The organism is Pseudarthrobacter siccitolerans (assembly GCF_030823375.1).
Classification (GTDB): Bacteria; Actinomycetota; Actinomycetes; order Actinomycetales; family Micrococcaceae; genus Arthrobacter; species Arthrobacter siccitolerans_A.
On record NZ_JAUSXB010000001.1, the window covers coordinates 811,925 to 832,747 of the forward strand.

Genomic DNA, 20,823 nt, shown 5'->3' on the forward strand with positions numbered 1-20,823 from the left:
CCCCAGACTTATTGGCAAGCGCTTTCCAGAACCATCTTAAAACTGCCATAATGTGGTTACGCTTAATGACCCTACAAAGCCGATCAGGAGACGCTGTGGCTGCAAGTACCCTTACCGAGGTGGCGCGGCTGGCCGGGGTATCCCCGGCCACTGCCAGCCGGGTCCTCAACGGCTCCGCACGCAAGCCCGGGCCGGACATTGCAGACCGGGTCCGCCAGGCCGCGGACTCGCTCGGATACATCCCCAACGCGCAGGCCCAGGGGCTGGCGAAGTCCAGCTCGGGACTGATCGGCCTGATCGTCCACGACATCGCCGACCCCTATTTCGCCGCCATCGCCCGCGGAGTGCAGGAAGCAGCCCGCGAGCAGCGCCGGATGGTCCTGCTCGCCACCACCGGCGGCGCCCCGGCGGAGGAAAAGGAAGCAGTAGCCGCTTTCGCCGCACGCCGCGCTGATTCGATTGTGATCGCTGGCTCCCGCTCCTCCCAGCCGGAGAACAAGGAAGGCAACGCCGAACTGGCCGCAGAACTGGACAGGTACTGCCGCAACGGCGGCCGGGTAGCTGTGGTGGGCCACCCGGTGGTGGGTGCAACAGCGGAGGCGGGCTACCACGTGGTGGCCGTCCCCAACCAGGAACTCGCCGCGGCACTGGCAGGCCAGCTCGCCGCCGGTCCGGACGCTGACTTCGTCATCATCGGCGGGCCGGAGGGACTGTTCACCTCCGACGACCGGATCCGCGGCTTCCAGGAAGGCCTGGCAGCCGCCGGGCGCAAACCTGCCGAGGTCCTGCGCACTGCCTTCAACCGGGCCGGCGGGTACGAAGCCGGGCTTAAGCTTGCTGACAGGATCAAGGCCGGCCAGGCAGAGGGCCCAGATGGTCCGGCCGGACGGAAACTGTGCATCTTTGCCGTCAATGACGTGATGGCCATCGGGGCCGCGGCCGCGCTCCGTTCCCAGGGGCTCCGGATCCCGCGGGATGCCACCATCGCCGGTTTTGACGACATCGAAACGCTCCGGGATTTCCGCCCCGCACTCTCCACTGTGCGCCTGCCGCTGGAAGAAATCGGGCGCCTGGCCACCCGCGCCACGGCTCCTGGCGCAACGGGCGCTGGTGAGGACATTTCCGGTGATGTGAGTGCCGGTTCCGGTGAGGCAGGGCACGACGGCGGGCGGCACCAGCCCATCACCGGCGAAGTCACGCTTCGGCGCAGCACAGAAACGGCCGCCTGACGGTGGCGCTGCAGCTGACGGCGGTGCCGTCCCGCACGGGATCCGGAGACCGGCCCGCCGTCCTGGTCCTCCCCGGTGGCGGCTATGGCCGCCAGGCAGACCATGAGGCCGAGCCCGTTGCCGAATGGCTGGCCGGGCTGGGGATTCACGGTTTCGTGCTGCGGTACCGGGTTGCCCCGGACCGGCACCCGGCTCCGCTTGAAGATGCAAAGGAGGCAATGCTGCAGATCCGTAGCGGTGCCCAGGGGTTGGCGGTCGATCCCCGGCGTGTAGGCGTACTCGGGTTTTCCGCCGGCGGACACCTCGCTGCCACCCTCTCCACGGCCGTGGCCACCGGCAGCGCCGGGCTCGACGTTCCGGAGGCAATCCCGGACCTCACAGTTCTGTGCTATCCGGTGGTGTCCTATATGCATGCGGTGCACCAGGGTTCCGTGGACAACCTTCTGGGCCAGTCGCCGTCGGAGGCCCTCCTTGCCGAACTGTCCGCCGAGCTGCAGGTCACCGCTGAGACGCCACCCGCGTTCGTCTGGCACACCGCGGACGACGCCGCAGTGCCGGTCAGCCACAGCCTGGGCTACACCGCAGCCCTGTTTAACGCCGGCGTGCCTGCCGAACTCCATGTCTTTCCCGAGGGCCGCCACGGGCTGGGCCTGGCGGAGGAGCAGCCCGGCGCGGACCTGTGGCCCGCACTCTGCGCCGGCTGGCTGGACCGGGCGGGCTGGACGGAGCGTTAGCCGGGCCTTTCCCGTTCATCAACGCGGCAGCCGCCCGGAAGCGGCAGGCCGGTCCGAACCAGGACTCGCTAGCCAAGCGCCTGGATGGTCCATTCGGCGGCGTGCGTGCGGCCAGGCTGCAGATGGACCAGGTCGGTGCCGGAGTTGAATGCGTCCGGCGGGCAGTCATGGGCTCAACTGCCAGACCGAGCCTGTCCGGCCCTACCGGCTTGTCCGCCGTATGGATCTGGACCCAGGGCCATTCGGCTCCCCACTCCAGCTCCACTCCTGTTCCTGAAGGGTCCTGGACGCGAACACGGGCACGCCCGTCAGATCCGCGCGCAAGGCCGGTGAAAGCGTGGTCGATCCTGACGGGCCCCAGCCGACGGGGGCTGCGGAAGTCGAACTCGTACCGGTCCATGCTTCGGATGCCCACGGGAAGCAAGCGGTCAGTGGTCACCTCAAGGAACTCCGCAGCCGGCAGCTCCAGCGTCCAGTCATCCAGCATGGAGGTGCCCGCCACCAGGTATGGATACGGACGAACGCCGTACGGGGCGGTCACAGTGCCGACGTTCGCGGCCCGCACGGTGCTGAGAAGCCCGTTCGCCGTCACCCTGTAGGTGATGGAAAGGTCCAGCTCCCCCGCATATCCTGCGCCCGGGCAATCCGGCAGCCCAATTTGTTAGCGCTCATGATCCTATCGCAGGGAGCCGATTTTTCCGCCCCGGGGTGGCCGCCAAGAGTCCTGCCGGTCACAGCAGAACAGTGGCTAGAGTTGCGGCATGGTGAACCGCGAACTCCTCGAGCTCATCCGCAGCCAGCTCCGCGGCCGGGCAGATCCGGCACGGGCTTCGGGCGTGCAGGCATACATGAAATCCATCATGCCCTCGCTCGGCGTCAGGGTGCCGGAGGTGCGCCGGCTGACGGCAGCGGCGGTTGCCCGCTATCCGTTCGGCTCCGGCGGCCAGCTTCGGGCCACGGCCCTGGAACTGTGGCGCACCGCCGGGTTCCGGGAGGAACGGTATGCGGCCATCGACCTGACCGCGGGCAGGCTGGTGGCCACGGACCTGCTGATGCTCCCGGTCTACGAGGAGATCATCCGCCACGGGGCGTGGTGGGACTTTGCTGACGGCGTGGCCGGCCGCATCTGTGCGCTGCTGCAGGCCAACCGGCCGGAAATGACCGCCGTTGTTCTGGGCTGGAGCACTGATGCGGACTTCTGGATCAGGCGCGCTTCCCTCACCGCGCAGCTCAAGGCCAAGGCGCGCACCGATCCTGAACTCCTCCGCAGCGTCATCGAGGTGAACCTGGCTGACCCCGAATTCTTCATCCGCAAGGCGATTGGCTGGGCTCTGCGGGAATACGCGAAGACAGCACCGGAGTGGGTGGCACACTTTGTGGCCGGGCACGAGGGCAACATCAGCCCGCTGTCCCGCCGTGAGGCACTGAAGAACCTGCCTAGATGACCGGCCGTTCGACCACCGGGTCCGCACTCTTCCGAAAGAGGCTCCGCGTGCGGGGATCCCAGAAAATCAGGTAGAGGCCGAACAGCAGGCCGGTGAGGGCAGCGGCGACACGTGCCAGGGCCAGCGCCAGCCCAAGGTCGGCGGTCTGAAGATAGGGGAAGACTTCCAGCTGGTCGGAAATGGCATAGATCATAAAGAACGAGACCACAAAGTAGAGGGCCTTGACCTGCCAGTCGTTCCTGATTCCCGTCACGGCGAACAACGGAATGAGCCACACCACGTACCAGGACTGGATCATGGGCGCCAGGACAACAATCGCCGCGAACGCAAGGGTGAGCCGGCGGATGAGGCGGTCATGCCCGCCGCGGAAGATCTGCCAGGCGGCGATGCCCACCGCCAGCAACTTCCCGGCGTCGAACACCCACCCGGCAAGGACCAGCCCGTTCAGCCCAAACGCATTGGCCAGCGAGGCGACCACCATGCCGATCAGCCCCACCGGCGCGTACCAGATGTAGATACTTCCCGGGGCGGAAAGCCCGTTGATCCAGCCGAACCCAAAACCGTTGACGAGGCTCATCAGCACCAGGATGCCCAGGCTCAGTCCTGCTGTCAGGCCCCAGAAGGCAAACTTCCGAAGCCAGCCGGCTTCTTTCCCTGCCCACAGGAGCCCAATGAACGGCAGGAAAACGATGGTGATGGGCTTGACGGCGATGGACAGCGTCACCAGGACGATGCCGCGGACCACACGCCGCGTGGCCGAGTAATAGATGCCGGCAAGGGCCAGCCCGATCATGAGCGCATCGTTGTGGACGCTGGCGATGAAGTTGGTCAGGAACAGTGGATTGGCGGCCGTCAGCCAGAGCGCCCGGTTGGGGTTGACGCCGTGCAGCTCAGCGAGTTTGGGCACGTAGATCACGCACAGGACCACGCCGGCCACGGCCACCAGCCGGAACAGCATCACGCTGGCCTCAGGCTGGACATTGGTGGACCACACCACAAACTGCTCGATCCACAGGAACAGCTGGCCGTAGGGAACCGGGGCTTCGGTCCACATCTTGTCGGCACCCAGCTGGAAGTAGTTGGACAGGGCCGAGATGCCGTTCTCGTACGGGTTAAACCCCTCCACCATCAGGCGGCCCTGCCCGATGTACGCGTAGACGTCACGGCTGAACAACGGGACGCTGAACATCATGGGCAGCCCCCAGGCCACCACTGCCATCAGCGTCGCCCGGCGGGCCTGGTCTCCCCACACGCGGATGCGCTGGCCCAGCCGCAGCCAGGCGCGCACCAGGAGCATTCCGCCTACTGCGAGCAGGATGATGGAGAGGGCAACGCCGCCAGCTTCGGCCCGCATCCAGATGAACAGCGGCATCCTGCGGAGTTCGGAAACAGGGGCCAGCCAGCCCACCCCCAGGGACCCGATCAGCATAAACATCGAGCCCACGAATCCGGCCAGGAGCGGCGAGCGGGGATTATCGACCTCGGCCCCGTCTGCTGCAGCAGTGTCCGCGGCAGCCAGTTCCCCCGCTGCAGGCACAGGCGCCGTCATCTCAGGATGGTCCAATCTGTTGCGTTTGCGCGATTCTGCCCGGCGGGCCGCATAGCCGGCACAAGCGGGTTACAACGACAGCAAGTGGTCCCGCCGCGTACCCGAAATCCTAGCACCGGCGGGCACCAGGGAGGTGTAACGGTAGGCTGGTCCGGTGCCTATATCTAACGAACGAATCGTCTGGATCGACTGCGAAATGACCGGTCTGGACATCAAGAATGATGCCTTGATCGAGGTTGCCGCGCTGGTCACCGACTCGGAACTGAACATCCTCGGCGACGGCGTGGACGTCGTGATCAAACCGGACGACGCCGCCCTGGCCCAGATGAACGACTTCGTCCGGGACATGCACACCAAATCGGGCCTTCTCAAGGAACTCCCCCACGGCATCACCATGGCGGAGGCCGAATTGGCGGTGATGGAATACATCTCAAAGTGGGTGCCGGATCCCCGCAAGGCACCTTTGGGCGGCAACTCGGTGGGAACGGACCGCGTCTTCCTCTCCCGCGACATGCCGGCCGTGGTGGAGCACCTCCACTACCGCGTGATTGATGTCAGCACCATCAAGGAACTCTCCCGCCGCTGGTTTGCCAGAGCCTACTTCCAGTCGCCGGCGAAAAAGGGCGGCCACCGGGCCCTGGGCGACATCCAGGACTCCATTGATGAACTGCGCTACTACCGGGATGCGGTCTTCGTGCCGTCGCCCGGACCGGACAGCGCCACGGCCCAGCAGATCGCCAGGCGCATCACCAGTCCCGCGGACGGACAGCAGGCAGGAGCGTAATCTGCGCCACGTTTGCCGGAAATTTCGTTGAAATCGGCAAAAGTGGACGAAGCACCCCTGAAGAGCAGGTAAGCTATTTGAGTTGCCTTTCCAGAGAGCCGTTAGCCGGTAAATCTGCAGGGCGCATGGTGGGCTTAGCTCAGTTGGCAGAGCGCCTGGTTGTGGTCCAGGAGGTCGCGGGTTCAACCCCCGTAGCTCACCCTCAGCGGATGGTATTGACCGTCCAGCAAGGAGGCCGCACCGGATATCCGGTGCGGCCTCCTTTGTTTTGCATCAACTGCTTCTGCACTGCATACCGCCGGAGGACCGCGAGATGACTGTTCTGCCCATCACCATCTGGGGCGAGCCCGTACTTCACCGGCGGGCGGCCGAAGTTGAAGTCTTCGACGACGAGCTGCGGACCCTGATTGCGGACATGTTCGAAACAAACGATGCCGCCAACGGCGTCGGCCTCGCCGCACCGCAGGTGGGAGTCGGCAAGAGGATCTTCATCTACAAATACGCCAATGACGACGGCGCTCCCCCCACCGGCGTGCTGGTGAACCCGGTCCTCACGTTGTCGAAGATCTCCGGCGCCGTCCCGGATCCCGACGAGGAGGAAGAGGGCTGCCTGTCCTTCCCCGGCGGAGTGTATCCGCTCAAGCGGGCAGAGTGGGCGCGCGTGGAGGGTTTTGACGGCTTCGGCCAGCCGGTGAGGTTTGAGGCCACGGGCTGGTTCGCCCGGGTCATCCAGCACGAGTACGACCACCTTGATGGGAAGCTCTACGTCAACCGCCTCATGGACCGCTATGCGCGCAAAGCGCTGAAGCAGGCCAAGAAGAGCGGCTGGGGAGTTCCCGGGCTGACGTGGATGCCGGGTGTTGACCCGGACCCCTTCGGACATTAGGCACGACGGCGGCACGCGGCCTGGCTGCCTTTGCCCGCCCGGGCCTCTGGCTGGCGAGGCAGGAGACCTGGCCGCCTGCGCTTAGCGGGCTGACACCGTCTGCTGGTCCGGGCAGGACCCCAGGACGCGCTTCATGGCATCCTTTTCCACTTCCGTGACCCAGAGGCCGTAGGCTACCTTGACGGAAATTTGGCGGGCGACGTAATGGCAACGGAGTGACGTGTTTTTCGGCAGCCAGGTGGCGGCGTCGCCGGCGCTTTTCTGCTGGTTCGCCGGTCCGTCGGCGGCGATGAGGTTCAGCGGATCGTTGGCTAGACTCTGCCGCTGGGCGGCAGTGAGTCCCTGGGCACCCTTTTGCCAGGCGTCTCCCAAGGCGACCACATGATCAATCTGGACCGCCCGGCTGCTGTCGGAGCCGCGCCGGAAGTCAACGAACTGGCCTGTATAGGGCTCCTGGAATGAGCCGGCTGCCACCCGGCATTTGGAGCCTTCAACGAATACCACACCGGCCAGGTCCCGCCGCAGGATGTCGTTGCGTGTATCGCAGCCGTTCCGGTCAACATCCTGCCAGGCCTGGCCAAAGGCTTCCCGGTCGTAGGAGTCCTTGGCGGCGCGTCCTTTGACAGCAAGGCCGTCCAGCGCCGAGAGTGCCGTGCCTTCGGGCACTGGGTGCACCGGCACCACAGGTTTCATCCAGACGGGATCAAAAACGGGAGCTTCTGTTGGCCCGGAAGCGGCCGGCCCTGCAACGGCAAACTGGCCGGCGGTGAAGAACCAGAACAGTGCGGCGAGTGCCGAAAAGGCAGCCAGCACCAGGACTGCCCACGCCTGGCGGGAACGCCGGCGGGCACGCCGGTAGGCGGACCAGCTCACGGTCATGGGGCTTCGGCCCGTCCGGTATCGTCATGCACCAGAAGAGCCTAGGACACCGGCCCGCCATCCTTGCAGATATCCACACTGTGGAGGGCGAGTGAAAGGTCACATCGGACGGTGGCTACTGTTCCCGCATCACCCGCCGGAGGTCCTCCTCGGCAATGGCCAGGAGTCCCTCGAGCTGCCGCACCCGGTCCTCCCCGACGTCGCCGGTGGCGTGCCCGGCGCGGGCGCCTTCCAGCAGCCGGACGGCTTCTTTGTGGTTGGCCTTGGCCACGTCCAGGGCGTGTTCCAGGGTGGTTTCGTGCTCAAGCGTCGAATCTTTTTCCATGGCACCAGTGTGGTCCCGTTTCCCGGCTGATTCCAGCGAATCAGCCGGGAAATCCGGACGACCGCCCGTGGGGCGGATCAGACGGCGATGGCCGCCAGGGCTGAGGCCGTTTCCTTGGCAGGGAAGGACGGCGGGTTGACCCCGGCCATTTCTTCCATGACGCGGACCACCTGGCAGCTGTAACCAAACTCGTTGTCGTACCAGACGTAGAGCACCAGGTTCTTCTCGTTGGAGATGGTCGCCAGGCCGTCCACGATGCCCGCACGCCGGGAGCCGACGAAATCGGTCGAGACAACTTCAGGCGAGTCGATGTAGTCGATCTGCTTGCGCAGGTCCGAGTGCAGCGACATCTCCCGCAGGTATTCGTTGACCTCGTCCTTGGTGGTCCCGTTTTCCAGGCTCAGGTTCAGGATGGCCAGGGAAACGTCCGGGGTGGGGACGCGGATGGAGCTTCCGGTGAGCTTGCCCAGCAGTTCGGGCAGGGCCTTGGCCACGGCCTTGGCGGCGCCGGTTTCGGTGATCACCATGTTCAGGGCGGCGGAGCGGCCACGGCGGTCGCCTTTGTGGAAGTTGTCAATCAGGTTCTGGTCGTTCGTGAAGGAGTGGACCGTCTCGACGTGGCCGTGGACCACGCCGAACTTGTCATTGATGGCCTTCAGGACCGGAGTGATGGCGTTCGTGGTGCAGGAAGCCGCAGATACGATCTGGTCCGAGGCCTCGATGGTGCGGTGGTTGATGCCGTGGACGATGTTCTTCAGTTCGCCCTTGCCCGGGGCAGTCAGGAGAACCCGTGCCACGCCCTTGCTCTGCAGGTGCTGGGACAGGCCTTCGGCGTCGCGCCAGCGGCCTGTGTTGTCCACCACGAGCGCATTGCTGATCCCGTAGGCGGTGTAGTCGATGGTGGCGGGGTTGTCCGAGTAGATGACCTGCACCTGGACACCGTTGGCGGTGATGGTGTTGGCTGCCTCGTCAACGCGGATGGTGCCCTCGAAGGAGCCGTGGACCGAGTCGCGGCGCAGCAGACTGGCGCGCTTGGACAGATCGTTGTCGGAACCCCTGCGGACCACGATGGCGCGCAGCCGCAGGCCGTGGCCGCCGCCGGCCTTTTCGATCAGGAGGCGGGCCAGGAGCCGGCCGATACGGCCAAAGCCGTAGAGCACAACATCGGTGCTGGTGCGGTCGTCGCCGCCGCGCTTGCCCACGATCTCAGCGAGCTCTTCGCGGAGGAACTCCTCCAGGGTGGCGTCGCCGCCCTCTTCCTTGAACTTCTGGTTCAGCCGGGCGATGTCGATCGCTGCAGCACCAAGCTCCAGCCCCGCCAGGGTGTTCAGGAGCGGAGCGGTTTCCTCCAGCAGCAATTCATCCTTGCTCATTCTGCGCGCGAAGCGGTGCGCCTTCAGGATGTTCATGGTGGACTTGTTGATCAGGCTCCGGCCGTGGATGCTGGTGACCACGTTGTTGTCGCGGTACAGCCGGCCGATCACCGGAATCATGGCCTCGGCGAGGGCCTCGCGGCCCATCCACGTATCAAGACAAGAATCTGACGTCTGGCTCACAGAAATACCTTCCTCGGTTCAGCCGCGTACGTCCTCGTACACGGATGTCGGCCACCTGATGATGTCCAGGGGCACCGGCACCTGCGGGGTTGTTCCCCAGGCGCCTGGATTGTATGCAAAAGAAAACCGCCGGCTGCGAACGCAACTCCGGCGGAAGAACTCCTGCGTCCGTTATCCATTCTAAATTGGCAGAGTGCCCCGGGACGGCCCGAGCCGCGTGAAATCACTCACACAGGGTTCGGTGGCATGGGCCGCTTTAGTTGTGGAGTGCGGAATACAGGTTAAGGCTTGCGGAGAACACCACCCACGAAAAGTAGGGCAGCAGCAGCAGGCCGGCCCAGGTATGGACCGGGCCGGCTTCCACAATCAGCAGGGCCAGGACGACGGCCAGCGCGCAGATGACGGCGAAGGCCAGCCAGAGGGCAGCGGAACCGAGCGTGGGGTACATGGCAAAGAACATGAATGGCCACGCCAGGTTAAGCAACAGCTGCAGGCCGAAGGACCAAAGGAGATTGCCTGTCAGTGCCCGCCTGCGCCACACCAGCCAGGCGGACAGTCCGATGCAGGCGTAGAGCCCGATCCACACTGTCCGGAACATCCACCCGGCAGGCATCCACGGCGCCTTGGCGGAGGCGGCGAACCAGCCGCTCGAGTGGAGGATGATCGGGATGGAGGCGAGCATGCACACTGCATAGGAAAGGGCCAGGAATCCGGCCAGGGCCGCCACTTGCCTGCCGGTTGAGGGGACGGGCCGTCCTGCGGTTACAGGGACGGCTTGTCCATCAGGGTTAACGGGCACGGTCCAGCATCCCCAACACAGCTTCCAAGGTCAAACGGGATTGGATGGACGGGTTGACCGATACGCCGGGTTCTGTGCTCCCGTTCCGTTGCCGGCACGGGAGTAGCGGCCATCCATCTACGAACGCCGTTGCCGGCGCCCTCCAGCGGCCTACCCGGACACTCGGGCGGGCAGCCCTCGAACGTGTCCTGTCTGGCCTTGCTCCGGGTGGGGTTTACCTAGCCTTCCCGGTCACCCGGGAAGCTGGTGGTCTCTTACACCACCGTTTCACCCTTACCTGTTTCGTGCCGCTTTCAAACCGGCGCGACCCAGGCGGTCTGTTTTCTGTGGCACTGGCCTGCGGGTTACCCCGAGTGGGCGTTACCCACCACCCTGCCCTGTGGAGCCCGGACGTTCCTCGAGCCACTTTCGTGACGCGCGGCCGCCTGGTCAACCCATCCGGTTCCAGTCTACCGGCGATGGGTGCTTACCCTGCGCCGGTAGGATCGGACGGTGCTGATTCTGCTTCCCCCTTCCGAAGGCAAGACCCCCGCGGTCCGCGGATCCGCGGTCGACTGGCCTTCCCTCAGCTTTCCGCAGCTGAACACCTACCGGGCAAAAGTGCTGGATGCGCTCGGTACGGTGAGCGCGCACGAGGATGCCCTCGCCCTGCTGGGCGTTGGAGCTTCCCTGAAGGACGACGTCGAGCGCAACACCCGGCTTCACGCGGAGCCGGCGGCTCCGGCCCACCAGATCTATTCCGGCGTGCTGTACGACGCCCTGGGCTACAAGACACTCACCGCGGCGCAGCGGCGGAAAGCCGACGAGTCCGTCCTGGTGATTTCGGCGTTGTGGGGCGCCATCCGCTTCGGCGACAGCGTTCCCGCCTACCGCCTGTCCATGGGGACTGCCCTGCCCGACGTCGGCCGTCTCGCCTCATTCTGGAAGCCCCAGCTCTCCGATGCGCTGGCTGAGTCCGCCGCCGGGCACCTGCTGGTGGATTGCCGGTCCAGTACCTATGCCGCAGCGTGGGCTCCCCCGGCGGCACAGACCGTCACGGTCAACGTCTTTACCGAGGTGAACGGCGCCCGCAAGGTGGTCAGCCACTTTGCGAAGCACACACGGGGCGAGCTGGCCCGGCACCTGCTGGCGCGGCGGGGCAAGGCACCGGAGACCCCGGCGCAGCTCCTCAAGGCAGGCCGCGAGAAGTGGGCGGCCGAACTCATACCGGGTTCGGCACGGAAACCCCACGCGCTGAACATCATCCTGCCGGGCTGATCGCCGGCCTGGACCCGCTAAGTCAGGCCCACTCCTCCGAGCGGACCAGGATGGCGCCGGAATCCGGGCAAAAAACGATGTCCTCCGCTGCAGCGGCCTTGATCTCGGCGAGGTCGCCGGGGCTCAGCTTCATTCCGGAGGCTTCGGAGGTGCCATGGAACAGCCGGGCTGCCCCCACGCCACGCTTGGCCAGGGTCTTTTCATAAACTGCCACCAGGCCGGCATCGAGACCGGCCGCGAATTCGGCCCGGCTGGTGCGCAGCCCGGCGGCTTCGGCTTCCACCTCGGCCAACGCAGCGTCCAGCTCGGCGCGGATACCGCCGAAGGATCCCTGGATGTCGTCCACAATCGCCTGCTGTGCCGCCTGTTTGGCGCGGAGCGTGTCAAGCCTCTCGAGGACTTCGAGTTCCACGTCCTCAAGGTCCGAGCGGCGCTTGTTCAGGGAGGCAATGTCTTTCTGCAGGGCGACGAGGTCCTTGGACAGGCCAGTGCCGCTGTTCAGCCGCGCCTCGTCCCGTTCAATCCGCGAAGCAACCTGCTCCACATCCGCCTCGGCGCGCTTCAGTTCGGCCTCGGCGTCGTGCACGGCCACTTTGGCGGCCCCGAGCTCACCGTTGGCGACGGAAAGAGCGGCTTCGAGGTCCTTGATCCTGGGATCGTTCTCCAGCGTGCGGCGGCGGTTTGCAAGTGACTTCAGCCTGGCGTCCAGCCCCTGCAGCTCAAGCAACTTCAACTGTTCCGCCGGTGCTGCCTTCGCCACTGTTACCTCCGCTTGCTCCCTGCCGGCCGGAGCCGGGCACCGTACCGGCGCTTCCTAGACTCTAGCGCCTGGCCTGCTCGGCTGCCTCGCTGAGCCCCTTTCCGGGTTACCGCGGGTGTGGCCCGGCGGCGGACTTCGGACGCCAGGCTCAGCCCGGAGTCAGGATGAAGTCCCAGGGATCACTGTTGGTGGTGCTGACCTGGATTTCCACGTCGTGGCCCTGGTCAGCGAGGACATTGCCCAGGGCCGCGGCTGCGGCGGGCAACCACAGCCATTCGCTGGCGAAATGCGAGACGTCCACCAGGTAGGGCCTGCCGTTCAACGCAGCTTCCCGGGCCTCGGAGGCGGGGTGGTGGCGCAGGTCCGCGGTGACGTAAACATCTGCGTTGCTGGCGCGCACCTCGTTGAAGAGCGAGTCTCCGGCGCCGCCGCATACGGCAACCCGCCGCACCAGGCCGTCCTTGTCCCCGGAAACGCGCACTCCCCCGGCGACCGAGGGCAGGATGCCGAAGACCCGGGCGGCGAAATCTCCCAGCGTCATGGCATCGGCCAGGTCCCCTACGCGGCCGATCCCTTCTTCGGGGAGGCCGTTTGCGGCAACAGTGAGCGGGGCCACGTTCTGCAGGCCCAGAGCGTCCGCGAGGACATCGGAGACACCTCCGACGGCGGAATCACCATTCGTGTGAACGGTCAGCAGGGCAGTGCCGGACTCGATAAGCCGGTGGATTGCCCGTCCTTTGGGAGTAGTGGCGGCCACTGTGGTGACCCCCCTGAGGAGCAGCGGATGGTGGGTGATCAGGAGCTCGGCACCCCATGCCACGGCCTCATCGATGACCTCGAGTGTGGGATCCACGGCAAACATGACCCGCGTGACGGGTGTGGACGGGTGCCCTGCCACCAGGCCCACTTCGTCCCAGTTCTCCGCCAGGGACTCCGGCCACAGTTCCTCAACGGCCAGGAGCAGCTCGCCCAGCGTGGGAGCCTGGGGCCGCTCAACCGCCGCTTCCTCACCGGAAGGGGCGCCGCCGTCGTGATTCTCGCCGTCGTGTTTCTCCTGGCCGGTAACGTCGGTGTCCACAGGTTCCATAGTCTTAGTTTTACCCCATCACAGCGTCCGGGCAGCGCCTTTAGGCGCGGCTGGTGGATGGCCCGGGAATCATCCGGTCCCGCCAACCATTGAAGAGGTCATGAAAACTTTTGTTTTAGGCGGAGGCTGCTTCTGGTGCCTCGACGCCGTCTACCAGAAGACCAAGGGCGTCAGCTCGGTGGTGTCCGGCTACACCGGGGGCCACGATCCCAACCCGGACTACTACTCGGTCTGCAATGGCACCACCGGGCATGCCGAGGTGGTGGCGGTGACGTTCGACGAGGACATCATCCCGGCGGAGGTCATCCTGGACATGTTCTTCGCCCTGCATGACCCCACCACCCTCAACCGCCAGGGGTACGACGTGGGCACGCAATACCGCTCGTCGATGTTTTACGAAACCACCGAAGAGAAGATCCTGTTCGAGGAAGCCATCGAACGGAACCAGGCCCTGTGGGCGCATCCCATCGTCACTGAAGTCAGCCGCCTCCCCCGGTTTTACGTCGCCGAGGAATTCCACCAGGACTACTACGCCAAGCACCCGGAGCAGGGGTACTGCCAGGTGATCATCAACCCCAAGCTCGCGAAGGCCAGGAAATATTACTCTGCATGGCTTAACGCTTAGCGGGTGTTACGCGGCCTCGTTAGGCTGACCTCAGTATTCACCCTTGACGAGATAGGCGTATCTACATGGCACGGATTTATGACGATGTGACCCAGCTGGTGGGCGGCACCCCGCTCGTTAAGCTCAACCGGCTCAGCGAGGGGCTGGATGCAACGGTTGCGGTCAAGCTCGAGTTCTACAACCCGGCCAACAGCGTGAAGGACCGCATCGGCGTCGCCATCGTGGACGCGGCGGAGAAATCAGGTGCCCTGAAGCCCGGCGGAACCATCGTGGAAGGTACCTCCGGCAACACGGGCATCGCCCTGGCCATGGTGGGCGCTGCCCGCGGCTACAAGGTCATCCTGACCATGCCGGAGACCATGTCCACCGAGCGCCGCGTTATGCTGCGCGCCTTTGGTGCCGAGATTGTGCTGACCCCGGGTTCCGAGGGCATGCGCGGCGCCGTGGAGAAGGCCCAGGAGATTGTGGCCGGCACGGAGAACTCGATCTGGGCACAGCAGTTCGCCAACGAGGCCAACCCCGAGATCCACCGCAGCACCACCGCTGAGGAAATCTGGGCCGACACGGACGGCGCCGTGGACATCTTCGTTGCCGGCATCGGCACCGGCGGAACCGTCACCGGCGTCGGCCAGGTCCTGAAGGAACGCAAGCCCGGCGTGCAGATCGTCGCGATCGAACCGAAGGACTCCGCCATCCTCAACGGCGGCGCACCCGGCCCGCACAAGATCCAGGGCATCGGCGCCAACTTCGTGCCCGAAATCCTGGACACCAATGTTTACGACGAAGTCCTGGATGCCACCCTTGAGGACTCCGTCCGCGTGGCCCGGGAACTCGGCACCAAGGAAGGCATCCTGGGTGGCATCTCCTCCGGCGCCATCGTGTGGGGCGCCCTTGAACTGGCGAAGCGCCCGGAGAACGCGGGCAAGCTGATCGTGGCCGTGGTCTGCGACTTTGGCGAGCGTTACATCTCCACGGTGCTGTATGACGACATCCGCGGCTGATTAGAACCACCCTCCGCCCGTTTCCTGTAGAAAGAACTTTGTGGGCTTTTTCGCAAGACTGAAAGAAGACCTCGACGCCGCCCGGTCCCACGACCCGGCGGCTCGAGGTTCTTTTGAGAACTTTTTCGCCTATTCCGGCCTGCACGCCATCTGGATCCACCGCCTGACCCACCGGCTGTGGCAGACACCCAGCCTGCGGTTTCCGGCGCGGCTGCTTTCCCAGCTGGGCCGGTCCTGGACCGGCATCGAAATCCATCCGGGTGCCACGATCGGCCGGAGGTTCTTCATCGACCACGGCATGGGAGTGGTCATCGGTGAGACCGCGGAGATCGGCGAAGACGTGATGATCTACCACGGCGTCACCCTCGGTGGACGCTCGCTCGCACGGATCAAGCGCCATCCCACCATTGGGGACCGGGTGACCATCGGCGCCGGTGCCAAAATCCTCGGCCCGATCACCATCGGCCGGGACAGTGCCGTGGGCGCGAACGCCGTGGTGGTCAAGGACGCGCCGCCGGAATCCATCGTCACAGGCGTGCCCGCCAAATGGCGCCACCGGGACGCCCAGCGGGAAACCAAACCCGCAGTGGACCCGGCTGAATACGACATCGAGTACCGGATCTGACAGTTCGTGGCGGCCTTACCGCTGCCTAAGCCGGCACACAGATAAGCCAAACGGCCGGCGGTTCCAGGAGAAATCCCGGAACCGCCGGCCGTTCGCTTTGCCGCGGAGTGGCGTTAGTGCGTGTCCACTGCTTCGATCTCGGACTTGTCCTCGCCCCAAAGGGTGTGGAAGGTGCCTTCGGCGTCAACACGGCCGTAGGTGTGGGCGCCGAAGAGATCGCGCTGGCCCTGGATCAGGGCGGCAGCAACGCGCTTGCGGCGCAGTCCGTCGTAGTAGGCCAGCGACGAGGAGAAGACCGGCACCGGGATTCCCAGCTGCACGGCGGTGGCCACAACACGGCGCCAGGCCGGGACAGCCTCGGCGATGGCCTTGGTGAAGGCCGGGGCGAACAGCAGGTTGGCCGGCTTCTCGTCCGCAGCGTAGGCCTTGGTGATGTCCTTGAGGAGTTCGGCGCGGATGATGCAGCCGGCCCGCCACAGGGAAGCGATCTCGTCCAGCTTCAGGTCCCAGCCGTATTCCTTGGCGGCGGACGTGAGCATGTCCAGGCCCTGGGCGTAGGAGACGAGCTTGGAGGCGTACAGTGCCTGGCGGACGTCCTCGACGAACGTCTCCGGGATCTCGACGGAGGCTTCATTGCCGGCGAGCAGTTCCTGGCCGAGCTTGCGCTGGCCTGCCTGGGACGACAGCGCCCGGGCGAACACGGATTCGGCGATGCCTGAGACCGGGGAGCCCAGTTCCAGTGCGGAGATGACCGTCCAGCGGCCGGTGCCCTTCTGGCCGGCGGCGTCCACCACGACGTCGACGAACGGCTTGCCCGTCTTGGCGTCAACGTGGCCCAGGACCTCTGCCGAAATTTCGATCAGGAAGGAGGAGAGATCGCCCTTGTTCCACTCGGTGAAGATCTTGGACTGCTCGGCCGGCTCGATGCCTGCACCGGAGCGCAGCAGGTCGAAGGCTTCGCCGATGACCTGCATGTCGGCGTATTCGATGCCGTTGTGGACCATCTTCACGAAGTGGCCGGCGCCGTCGGTTCCCACCCAGGCGCAGCACGGTTCGCCGTCCACCTTGGCGGAGATCTTTTCCAGCAGCGGGCCGAGGGCCTTGTAGGACTCCTTGGAACCGCCCGGCATGATGGAGGGGCCGTTCAGGGCGCCTTCTTCGCCGCCGGAGACGCCGACGCCCACGAAGTGCAGGTCCTTCTTGGCCAGCGCGGCCTCGCGGCGGCGGGTGTCCTCGTAGTGGGAGTTGCCGGCGTCGATGATGATGTCACCGGCTTCCAGCAGCGGCTCCAGCTGTTCAATGACGGAGTCAACGGGCTTGCCGGCCTTGACCATGATCAGCACGCGGCGGGGCTTCTCCAGCGAGTCGACCAGTTCCTGCAGGGTTTCGGTGCGGACAAAGTCGCCGTCCGAGCCGTGCTTTTCGAGCAATGCGTCGGTTTTCTCCACGGACCGGTTGTGCAGTGCGACCGTGAAGCCGTTCCGGGCGAGATTGCGGGCCAGGTTGGCGCCCATCACCGCAAGGCCGGTGACACCGATGTGTGCAGACATCAAAACTCCAATTCATACTGTGCGATGGATGTGCAACGGCTCCCTTGCGTGGAAGCACGGTTGCAGACCGAGGGTCTGAATAAAGCATATATATTCGGGCGGTCACAGAAAAGTAACGCCCACCTATTGGAACCTTTTGTGTCACTGACCGTCCAGCACAAAAGGCAGTCCGGGCATGTGGCCGCACTAGGCTTAGGACCATGACCACCAGCCTGCACCACCGTGCCATCGAGAATCTTGGCGCGCGCATCGTCTCGGGCAACCTGCCCGTTGGCCACGTGATGCTGGCGGAGCAGCTGGAGGACGAGCTGAAGGTTTCGCGGTCGGTTGTCCGCGAAGCCGTCCGCGTCCTGCAGTCCCTGGGCCTCGTGGAAACCACCAAGCGGGTGGGCATCCGGGTGCTGCCACCCAGCCGCTGGAACCCTTTTGACCCGCAGGTCATCCGGTGGCGCCTGGCCAGTGACGCCCGCGGGGCGCAGCTGCGCTCACTGGCCGAGCTGCGTGCCGCCGTCGAACCCGCGGCAGCTGAACTCGCCGCCCAGAACGCGCCGGCGCCGCTGCGCCTGGAGCTGGTGGATGTCGCCTATGCAATGCGCGACGCCGGCCACAACGGTGAGGTGCCACGCTTCCTGGAGTTGGATATCCAGTTTCATTCCCTGTTGCTCTCCGGTTCGGGCAATGAAATGTTCGCCAACCTGATGGGACAGGTTGCCGAGACCCTGACCGGACGCACCGTCCACGGACTGATGCCGGACCATCCCCACGAGGCCGCCCTTCAATGGCACGTGGATGTCGCAGAGGCTATTTCCAGGGGTGACGCTCCCGCCGCCCGTGAGGCCTCGGACCGGATCATGCGCCGCACCATGACCCAGATGTCCGACACTTGGACAGAGCAGCCGCGCGTCTTCATCCCGGTGCGCCGCTGACCCCAACCGCCAGGTCAGGACGTGAAGCGCAGGAGTACTTTTCCGGATTCTGCGGAGTCGCGGGCCACGCTGAAGGCTTCGAGTGCCTGTTCCACGGGGTATTCGTGGGTGATGACGGGCTCGATGTGGAGCGAGCCGTCGGCGAGGGCGGTGATGACGTCGTCGATCTCGTCGTTGAACCGGAACGAGCCCTTCAGCTCAAGTTCCCGGGTGATGGCCAGGGAGATCAGCACCGGCTGCGGGCCGGTGGGCAGCAGCCCGACCATGACCACGGTGCCGCCGCGGGTTGCGCCCTGGATGGCCGAGGCGAGCCCGTGGTGGTTGCCCGAGGATTCAATCACGACGTCGGCCTCCACCGCGGCGATCGCCCCCGCATCACCGGCGGTGATGACCTGGTCCGCGCCCACGGCCTTGGCGATTTCCAAAGGCTTGTCATGCATGTCGACGGCGGTAATCCGGCTCGCGCCGGCCCGTTTCAGGACCGCGACGGCCAGCGCGCCGATGGGGCCGCTGCCGATCACCAGCGCCGACTTGCCGGCCACCTCCCCCGCCCGCGCGACTGCGTGCCAGGCCACGGAGGCCGGCTCAATCAACGCCGCGGTGCGCAGGTCAATCCTCGCCGGCAGGGACCGGAGCATCCGCGTGGGAAGGTTCACGTACCGGCTGAACGCACCGTCCTGGTGCGGGAACCGGGCCGCGCTGCCCAGGTACGTGCAGCCCGGGGACAGGTTGGGCCGGTCCGCCGGGAACCGGGCAGCACCAGGGCCGGGCGTAGCCGGGTGGACCGCCACCGGGGTACCCGCTCCGGGCCCGGTCCCGTCAGCGGCCGCACGGACCACCGTCCCGGAAATCTCGTGCCCCAGCACCAGCGGCGCCTTCAGGATCGACTCACCGGCCGCGCCGTGCAGCCAGTAATGCAGGTCGGAACCGCAGATGCCCCCATAGTGCACCTCGATCACCGCCTCATCCGCGGCCGGTGCGGTAAGGGCCAGTTCGTCGATCCGGAGGTCGTTGGCGGCATGGGCCACCACCGCCGGACCCGTAATGGGAAGTGCTGTATCCAGTGTCATCAGACCACCACCGTCATTCCACCATCAATAAAAATCGTCTGCCCGTTCACGAAGTCAGACCCGCTGGAGGCCAGCCACACGGCCGGGCCGGCGAGGTCCTGCACCGTCCCCCAACGGTTGGCCGGGGTCCGGCCCAGGATCCAGGAATTGAACTGCTCATCGTCCACCAGGTTCTGCGTCATCTCGGTATGGATGTACCCCGGCGCGATCCCATTGATCTGCAACCCGGACGCCGCCCACTCCGCGGTCATGGCACGGGTGAGGTTCCGCAGCCCGCCCTTCGCCGCAACATACGGGGCGATGGTGGGCCGGGCCAGGTCCGTCTGCACCGAACAGATGTTGATGATCTTCCCGTGCCCGCGCGGAATCATGAACCGGGCAGCCTCCCGGCCCACCAGGAACGCGCTGGTCAGGTCCGTGGAGATCACCCGCTCCCAGTCCTTCACATCCAACTCCAGCATCGGCACCCGGTGCTGGATCCCGGCATTGTTCACCAGGATCTCCAGCGGCCCCACCTGCTCCTCCACCCACGCGACACCACGGGCCGCCGCGGCGTCGTCCGTCACATCGAAGGCAACACCGTGGATGCGGCCGGGGGCGAAGTCGACAGCCATCGCGGCCGCGGCATCCTTAAGCCGCTCCTCATTGATGCCGTTCAGCACCACCGTTGCACCGGCGTCGGCCAACGCCCGGGCCAGCGCATTGCCGATCCCCCGGCTCGAACCCGTCACCAACGCAACCCGGCCCGTCAGGTCAAAAAGAGAACTCATGAATGTACTGTTCCTTCCGCCGCTTCCGCAGTTGTATGGCTGAGTTGGGAGATGGCCAGGCGCACCACGGCGAGGTCCTGGTCGCCGAGGCCCTGGCGCTTCAGCTCTGCATAAAGTTCCACGCCGGCGTCCGTCATGGGAACTGCGGTCCCGGAAACGCGGGCTGCTTCCAGGACGAAGGACAGGTCCTTGTGCATGAATTTTGCCGGCCCGGTGGGAGTGTAATCCTTGCTGACCAGCCGGGGGCCGACGATGTCCAGCACCCGGCTGCCGGCAAGTCCTCCCTGCAGGACCTCGAAGAGCTCAGCCGGGTCCAGGCCGGAGCGCTCGGCGAGTTCGGCGGCTTCGGCGAGCGCCGCCGTCGTGGTTCCTACAACAAGCTGGTTACAAGCTTTGGCGAGGGACCCTGCCCCGAGCGGGCCCAGATGCCGCACCGTGGTACCCATGGAGCGCAGCAGGGGTTCGGCACGCAGGAAGGCGTCTCCGTCCCCGCCGGCCATGATGGCGAGGGTGCCGTCCAAGGCACCCTGTGTTCCTCCACTGACCGGAGCGTCCACTACCTGCGCATTGCCAAGGCTCAGCGCCGCGATGCGCCGGCCGAATTCCTTCACTCCTGTGGGCGAAACGCTGCTCGTCACCAGGACGATGGTGCCGGGTGCCGGCGGCTTGCTTTCCCAGCTGGAAAGCAGCCCGGCGGCCGCCTCCTCGATATGGGCGAGGTCCGGCAGCATAAAGATGATGGCCGGGAGGTCGCGCATGTCTGCAATCTGTTCCGCGCGGGCGCCGCCGAGCTTTTGCAGCTCAAGCATGGGGCCCGGCGACCTGTTCCAGCCAGTGACCTGCCATCCCTTGCTGATGGCATTGGCTGCCATCGGCAGGCCCATCAGTCCCAGGCCTACAAAACCCGCCCTTCTATCCTGCATTTGCCAGCCTCACATCGTCGTGTTCATCAAGAGAAGTGTTCAA

General features: G+C 65.6%; 21 protein-coding genes, 1 tRNA gene, 1 other RNA gene and 1 pseudogene. 11 read left to right on the forward strand and 13 right to left on the reverse strand.

The features are described 5' to 3' along the window. Window positions 1-95 precede the first annotated feature (95 nt). The gene (locus QFZ36_RS03850) at window positions 96-1,229 is read left to right on the forward strand and encodes a LacI family DNA-binding transcriptional regulator (RefSeq protein ID WP_306634072.1); all 1,134 of its coding nucleotides are present in this window, start codon (window positions 96-98) and stop codon (window positions 1,227-1,229) included. Next, window positions 1,226-1,963 carry an alpha/beta hydrolase gene (locus QFZ36_RS03855; protein ID WP_306639085.1) on the forward strand — a complete coding sequence of 246 codons (738 nt, stop codon included), beginning with the start codon at window positions 1,226-1,228 and terminating at the stop codon, window positions 1,961-1,963. The genes QFZ36_RS03850 and QFZ36_RS03855 overlap by 4 nt, the downstream gene beginning before the upstream one ends. 223 nt (window positions 1,964-2,186) lie before the next feature. Here the strand turns inward: QFZ36_RS03855 and QFZ36_RS03860 are convergent. Further along, window positions 2,187-2,555: pseudogene (locus tag QFZ36_RS03860) on the reverse strand (aldose 1-epimerase family protein); the annotation flags it as partial. Between the two features lie 169 nt (window positions 2,556-2,724). Here QFZ36_RS03860 and QFZ36_RS03865 point away from each other — a divergent pair. After that, on the forward strand, window positions 2,725-3,408 hold the full coding sequence (locus tag QFZ36_RS03865; RefSeq protein ID WP_306634073.1) for a DNA alkylation repair protein: 684 nt from the start codon (window positions 2,725-2,727) through the stop codon (window positions 3,406-3,408). On the opposite strand, the gene mptB is transcribed toward QFZ36_RS03865, so the two are convergent. Further along, window positions 3,401-4,957 carry a polyprenol phosphomannose-dependent alpha 1,6 mannosyltransferase MptB gene (mptB, locus tag QFZ36_RS03870; protein ID WP_306634074.1) on the reverse strand — a complete coding sequence of 519 codons (1,557 nt, stop codon included), beginning with the start codon at window positions 4,955-4,957 and terminating at the stop codon, window positions 3,401-3,403. The genes QFZ36_RS03865 and mptB overlap by 8 nt on opposite strands. A gap of 154 nt (window positions 4,958-5,111) precedes the next feature. On the opposite strand from mptB, the gene orn reads away from it, so the two are divergent. From orn to def, 3 genes are all read left to right on the forward strand, one after another. Beyond that, window positions 5,112-5,741: an oligoribonuclease gene (gene orn / locus QFZ36_RS03875; protein ID WP_306634076.1), complete on the forward strand. Its 630-nt coding sequence runs from the start codon at window positions 5,112-5,114 to the stop codon at window positions 5,739-5,741. Between the two features lie 128 nt (window positions 5,742-5,869). Beyond that, window positions 5,870-5,942, forward strand: a tRNA-His gene (locus QFZ36_RS03880). Between the two features lie 112 nt (window positions 5,943-6,054). Next, window positions 6,055-6,627, forward strand: a complete 573-nt coding sequence (gene def, locus QFZ36_RS03885) for a peptide deformylase (protein ID WP_306634078.1) — start codon at window positions 6,055-6,057, stop codon at window positions 6,625-6,627. Window positions 6,628-6,708: 81 nt separating this feature from the next. Here the strand turns inward: def and QFZ36_RS03890 are convergent, their stop codons facing one another. The 5 genes from QFZ36_RS03890 to rnpB form a co-directional block, all read right to left on the reverse strand. Continuing rightward, entirely contained in the window at window positions 6,709-7,506 is a 798-nt protein-coding gene (locus QFZ36_RS03890) for an HNH endonuclease family protein (RefSeq protein WP_306634079.1), read from the reverse strand. Window positions 7,507-7,621: 115 nt separating this feature from the next. Continuing rightward, a complete protein-coding gene (locus tag QFZ36_RS03895) occupies window positions 7,622-7,831 on the reverse strand; it encodes a hypothetical protein (protein WP_306634080.1) in 210 nt (69 codons plus the stop codon). 77 nt (window positions 7,832-7,908) lie between these two features. Continuing rightward, window positions 7,909-9,387 carry a glyceraldehyde-3-phosphate dehydrogenase gene (locus QFZ36_RS03900; RefSeq protein WP_306634082.1) on the reverse strand — a complete coding sequence of 493 codons (1,479 nt, stop codon included), beginning with the start codon at window positions 9,385-9,387 and terminating at the stop codon, window positions 7,909-7,911. Between the two features lie 256 nt (window positions 9,388-9,643). Continuing rightward, window positions 9,644-10,186 (reverse strand): TspO/MBR family protein, encoded by a 543-nt coding sequence (locus tag QFZ36_RS03905; protein ID WP_306634083.1) that lies wholly within the window; start codon window positions 10,184-10,186, stop codon window positions 9,644-9,646. Between the two features lie 45 nt (window positions 10,187-10,231). Next, window positions 10,232-10,623: RNase P RNA component class A (rnpB, locus tag QFZ36_RS03910), an RNA gene on the reverse strand. A 55-nt stretch (window positions 10,624-10,678) separates the two neighbouring features. On the opposite strand from rnpB, the gene QFZ36_RS03915 reads away from it, so the two are divergent. Continuing rightward, window positions 10,679-11,443, forward strand: coding sequence for a YaaA family protein (locus tag QFZ36_RS03915; RefSeq protein ID WP_306634085.1), 765 nt, complete (start codon window positions 10,679-10,681; stop codon window positions 11,441-11,443). Window positions 11,444-11,465: 22 nt separating this feature from the next. Here the strand turns inward: QFZ36_RS03915 and QFZ36_RS03920 are convergent, their stop codons facing one another. Further along, the gene (locus QFZ36_RS03920; protein ID WP_306634086.1) at window positions 11,466-12,203 is read right to left on the reverse strand and encodes a zinc ribbon domain-containing protein; all 738 of its coding nucleotides are present in this window, start codon (window positions 12,201-12,203) and stop codon (window positions 11,466-11,468) included. A gap of 148 nt (window positions 12,204-12,351) precedes the next feature. Further along, window positions 12,352-13,290, reverse strand: a complete 939-nt coding sequence (locus QFZ36_RS03925; protein ID WP_306634088.1) for a Nif3-like dinuclear metal center hexameric protein — start codon at window positions 13,288-13,290, stop codon at window positions 12,352-12,354. A 100-nt stretch (window positions 13,291-13,390) separates the two neighbouring features. On the opposite strand from QFZ36_RS03925, the gene msrA reads away from it, so the two are divergent. The 3 genes from msrA (at window position 13,391) to epsC (ending at window position 15,541) form a co-directional block, all read left to right on the forward strand. Beyond that, window positions 13,391-13,915, forward strand: coding sequence for a peptide-methionine (S)-S-oxide reductase MsrA (gene msrA / locus QFZ36_RS03930; protein ID WP_306634090.1), 525 nt, complete (start codon window positions 13,391-13,393; stop codon window positions 13,913-13,915). 65 nt (window positions 13,916-13,980) lie between these two features. Further along, window positions 13,981-14,916, forward strand: coding sequence for a cysteine synthase A (gene cysK / locus QFZ36_RS03935; RefSeq protein ID WP_306634091.1), 936 nt, complete (start codon window positions 13,981-13,983; stop codon window positions 14,914-14,916). A gap of 40 nt (window positions 14,917-14,956) precedes the next feature. Further along, on the forward strand, window positions 14,957-15,541 hold the full coding sequence (gene epsC / locus QFZ36_RS03940; RefSeq protein ID WP_306634093.1) for a serine O-acetyltransferase EpsC: 585 nt from the start codon (window positions 14,957-14,959) through the stop codon (window positions 15,539-15,541). Between the two features lie 113 nt (window positions 15,542-15,654). Here the strand turns inward: epsC and gndA are convergent, their stop codons facing one another. Then, window positions 15,655-17,091, reverse strand: coding sequence for an NADP-dependent phosphogluconate dehydrogenase (gndA, locus tag QFZ36_RS03945; RefSeq protein ID WP_306634095.1), 1,437 nt, complete (start codon window positions 17,089-17,091; stop codon window positions 15,655-15,657). 200 nt (window positions 17,092-17,291) lie between these two features. Here gndA and QFZ36_RS03950 point away from each other — a divergent pair, with 200 nt between their 5' ends. Further along, the gene (locus tag QFZ36_RS03950) at window positions 17,292-18,017 is read left to right on the forward strand and encodes a FadR/GntR family transcriptional regulator (protein ID WP_306634096.1); all 726 of its coding nucleotides are present in this window, start codon (window positions 17,292-17,294) and stop codon (window positions 18,015-18,017) included. A gap of 14 nt (window positions 18,018-18,031) precedes the next feature. Here the strand turns inward: QFZ36_RS03950 and QFZ36_RS03955 are convergent, their stop codons facing one another. The 3 genes from QFZ36_RS03955 to QFZ36_RS03965 are packed head-to-tail and all read right to left on the reverse strand — an operon-like array spanning window position 18,032 to window position 20,780. Beyond that, window positions 18,032-19,087 (reverse strand): L-idonate 5-dehydrogenase, encoded by a 1,056-nt coding sequence (locus tag QFZ36_RS03955; protein ID WP_306634098.1) that lies wholly within the window; start codon window positions 19,085-19,087, stop codon window positions 18,032-18,034. Further along, window positions 19,087-19,857 carry an SDR family oxidoreductase gene (locus QFZ36_RS03960; protein WP_306634100.1) on the reverse strand — a complete coding sequence of 257 codons (771 nt, stop codon included), beginning with the start codon at window positions 19,855-19,857 and terminating at the stop codon, window positions 19,087-19,089. Before QFZ36_RS03960 ends, QFZ36_RS03955 begins: the two co-directional genes overlap by 1 nt. Then, window positions 19,854-20,780, reverse strand: a complete 927-nt coding sequence (locus QFZ36_RS03965) for an NAD(P)-dependent oxidoreductase (RefSeq protein ID WP_306634102.1) — start codon at window positions 20,778-20,780, stop codon at window positions 19,854-19,856. The genes QFZ36_RS03960 and QFZ36_RS03965 overlap by 4 nt, the downstream gene beginning before the upstream one ends. Window positions 20,781-20,823 lie beyond the last annotated feature (43 nt).

Excerpts from the sequence above, each read along its gene's own strand:
- cysK (WP_306634091.1), top strand. The coding sequence starts at position 13,981 with ATGGCACGGATTTATGACGATGTGACCCAGCTGGTGGGCGGCACCCCG.
- QFZ36_RS03960 (WP_306634100.1), bottom strand. The coding sequence starts at position 19,857 with ATGAGTTCTCTTTTTGACCTGACGGGCCGGGTTGCGTTGGTGACGGGT.
- QFZ36_RS03865 (WP_306634073.1), top strand. The coding sequence starts at position 2,725 with ATGGTGAACCGCGAACTCCTCGAGCTCATCCGCAGCCAGCTCCGCGGC.
- QFZ36_RS03895 (WP_306634080.1), bottom strand. The coding sequence starts at position 7,831 with ATGGAAAAAGATTCGACGCTTGAGCACGAAACCACCCTGGAACACGCC.
- msrA (WP_306634090.1), top strand. The coding sequence starts at position 13,391 with ATGAAAACTTTTGTTTTAGGCGGAGGCTGCTTCTGGTGCCTCGACGCC.
- QFZ36_RS03955 (WP_306634098.1), bottom strand. The coding sequence starts at position 19,087 with ATGACACTGGATACAGCACTTCCCATTACGGGTCCGGCGGTGGTGGCC.
- QFZ36_RS03950 (WP_306634096.1), top strand. The coding sequence starts at position 17,292 with ATGACCACCAGCCTGCACCACCGTGCCATCGAGAATCTTGGCGCGCGC.
- QFZ36_RS03890 (WP_306634079.1), bottom strand. The coding sequence starts at position 7,506 with ATGACCGTGAGCTGGTCCGCCTACCGGCGTGCCCGCCGGCGTTCCCGC.
- mptB (WP_306634074.1), bottom strand. The coding sequence starts at position 4,957 with ATGACGGCGCCTGTGCCTGCAGCGGGGGAACTGGCTGCCGCGGACACT.
- QFZ36_RS03965 (WP_306634102.1), bottom strand. The coding sequence starts at position 20,780 with ATGCAGGATAGAAGGGCGGGTTTTGTAGGCCTGGGACTGATGGGCCTG.
- gndA (WP_306634095.1), bottom strand. The coding sequence starts at position 17,091 with ATGTCTGCACACATCGGTGTCACCGGCCTTGCGGTGATGGGCGCCAAC.
- QFZ36_RS03925 (WP_306634088.1), bottom strand. The coding sequence starts at position 13,290 with ATGGAACCTGTGGACACCGACGTTACCGGCCAGGAGAAACACGACGGC.
- def (WP_306634078.1), top strand. The coding sequence starts at position 6,055 with ATGACTGTTCTGCCCATCACCATCTGGGGCGAGCCCGTACTTCACCGG.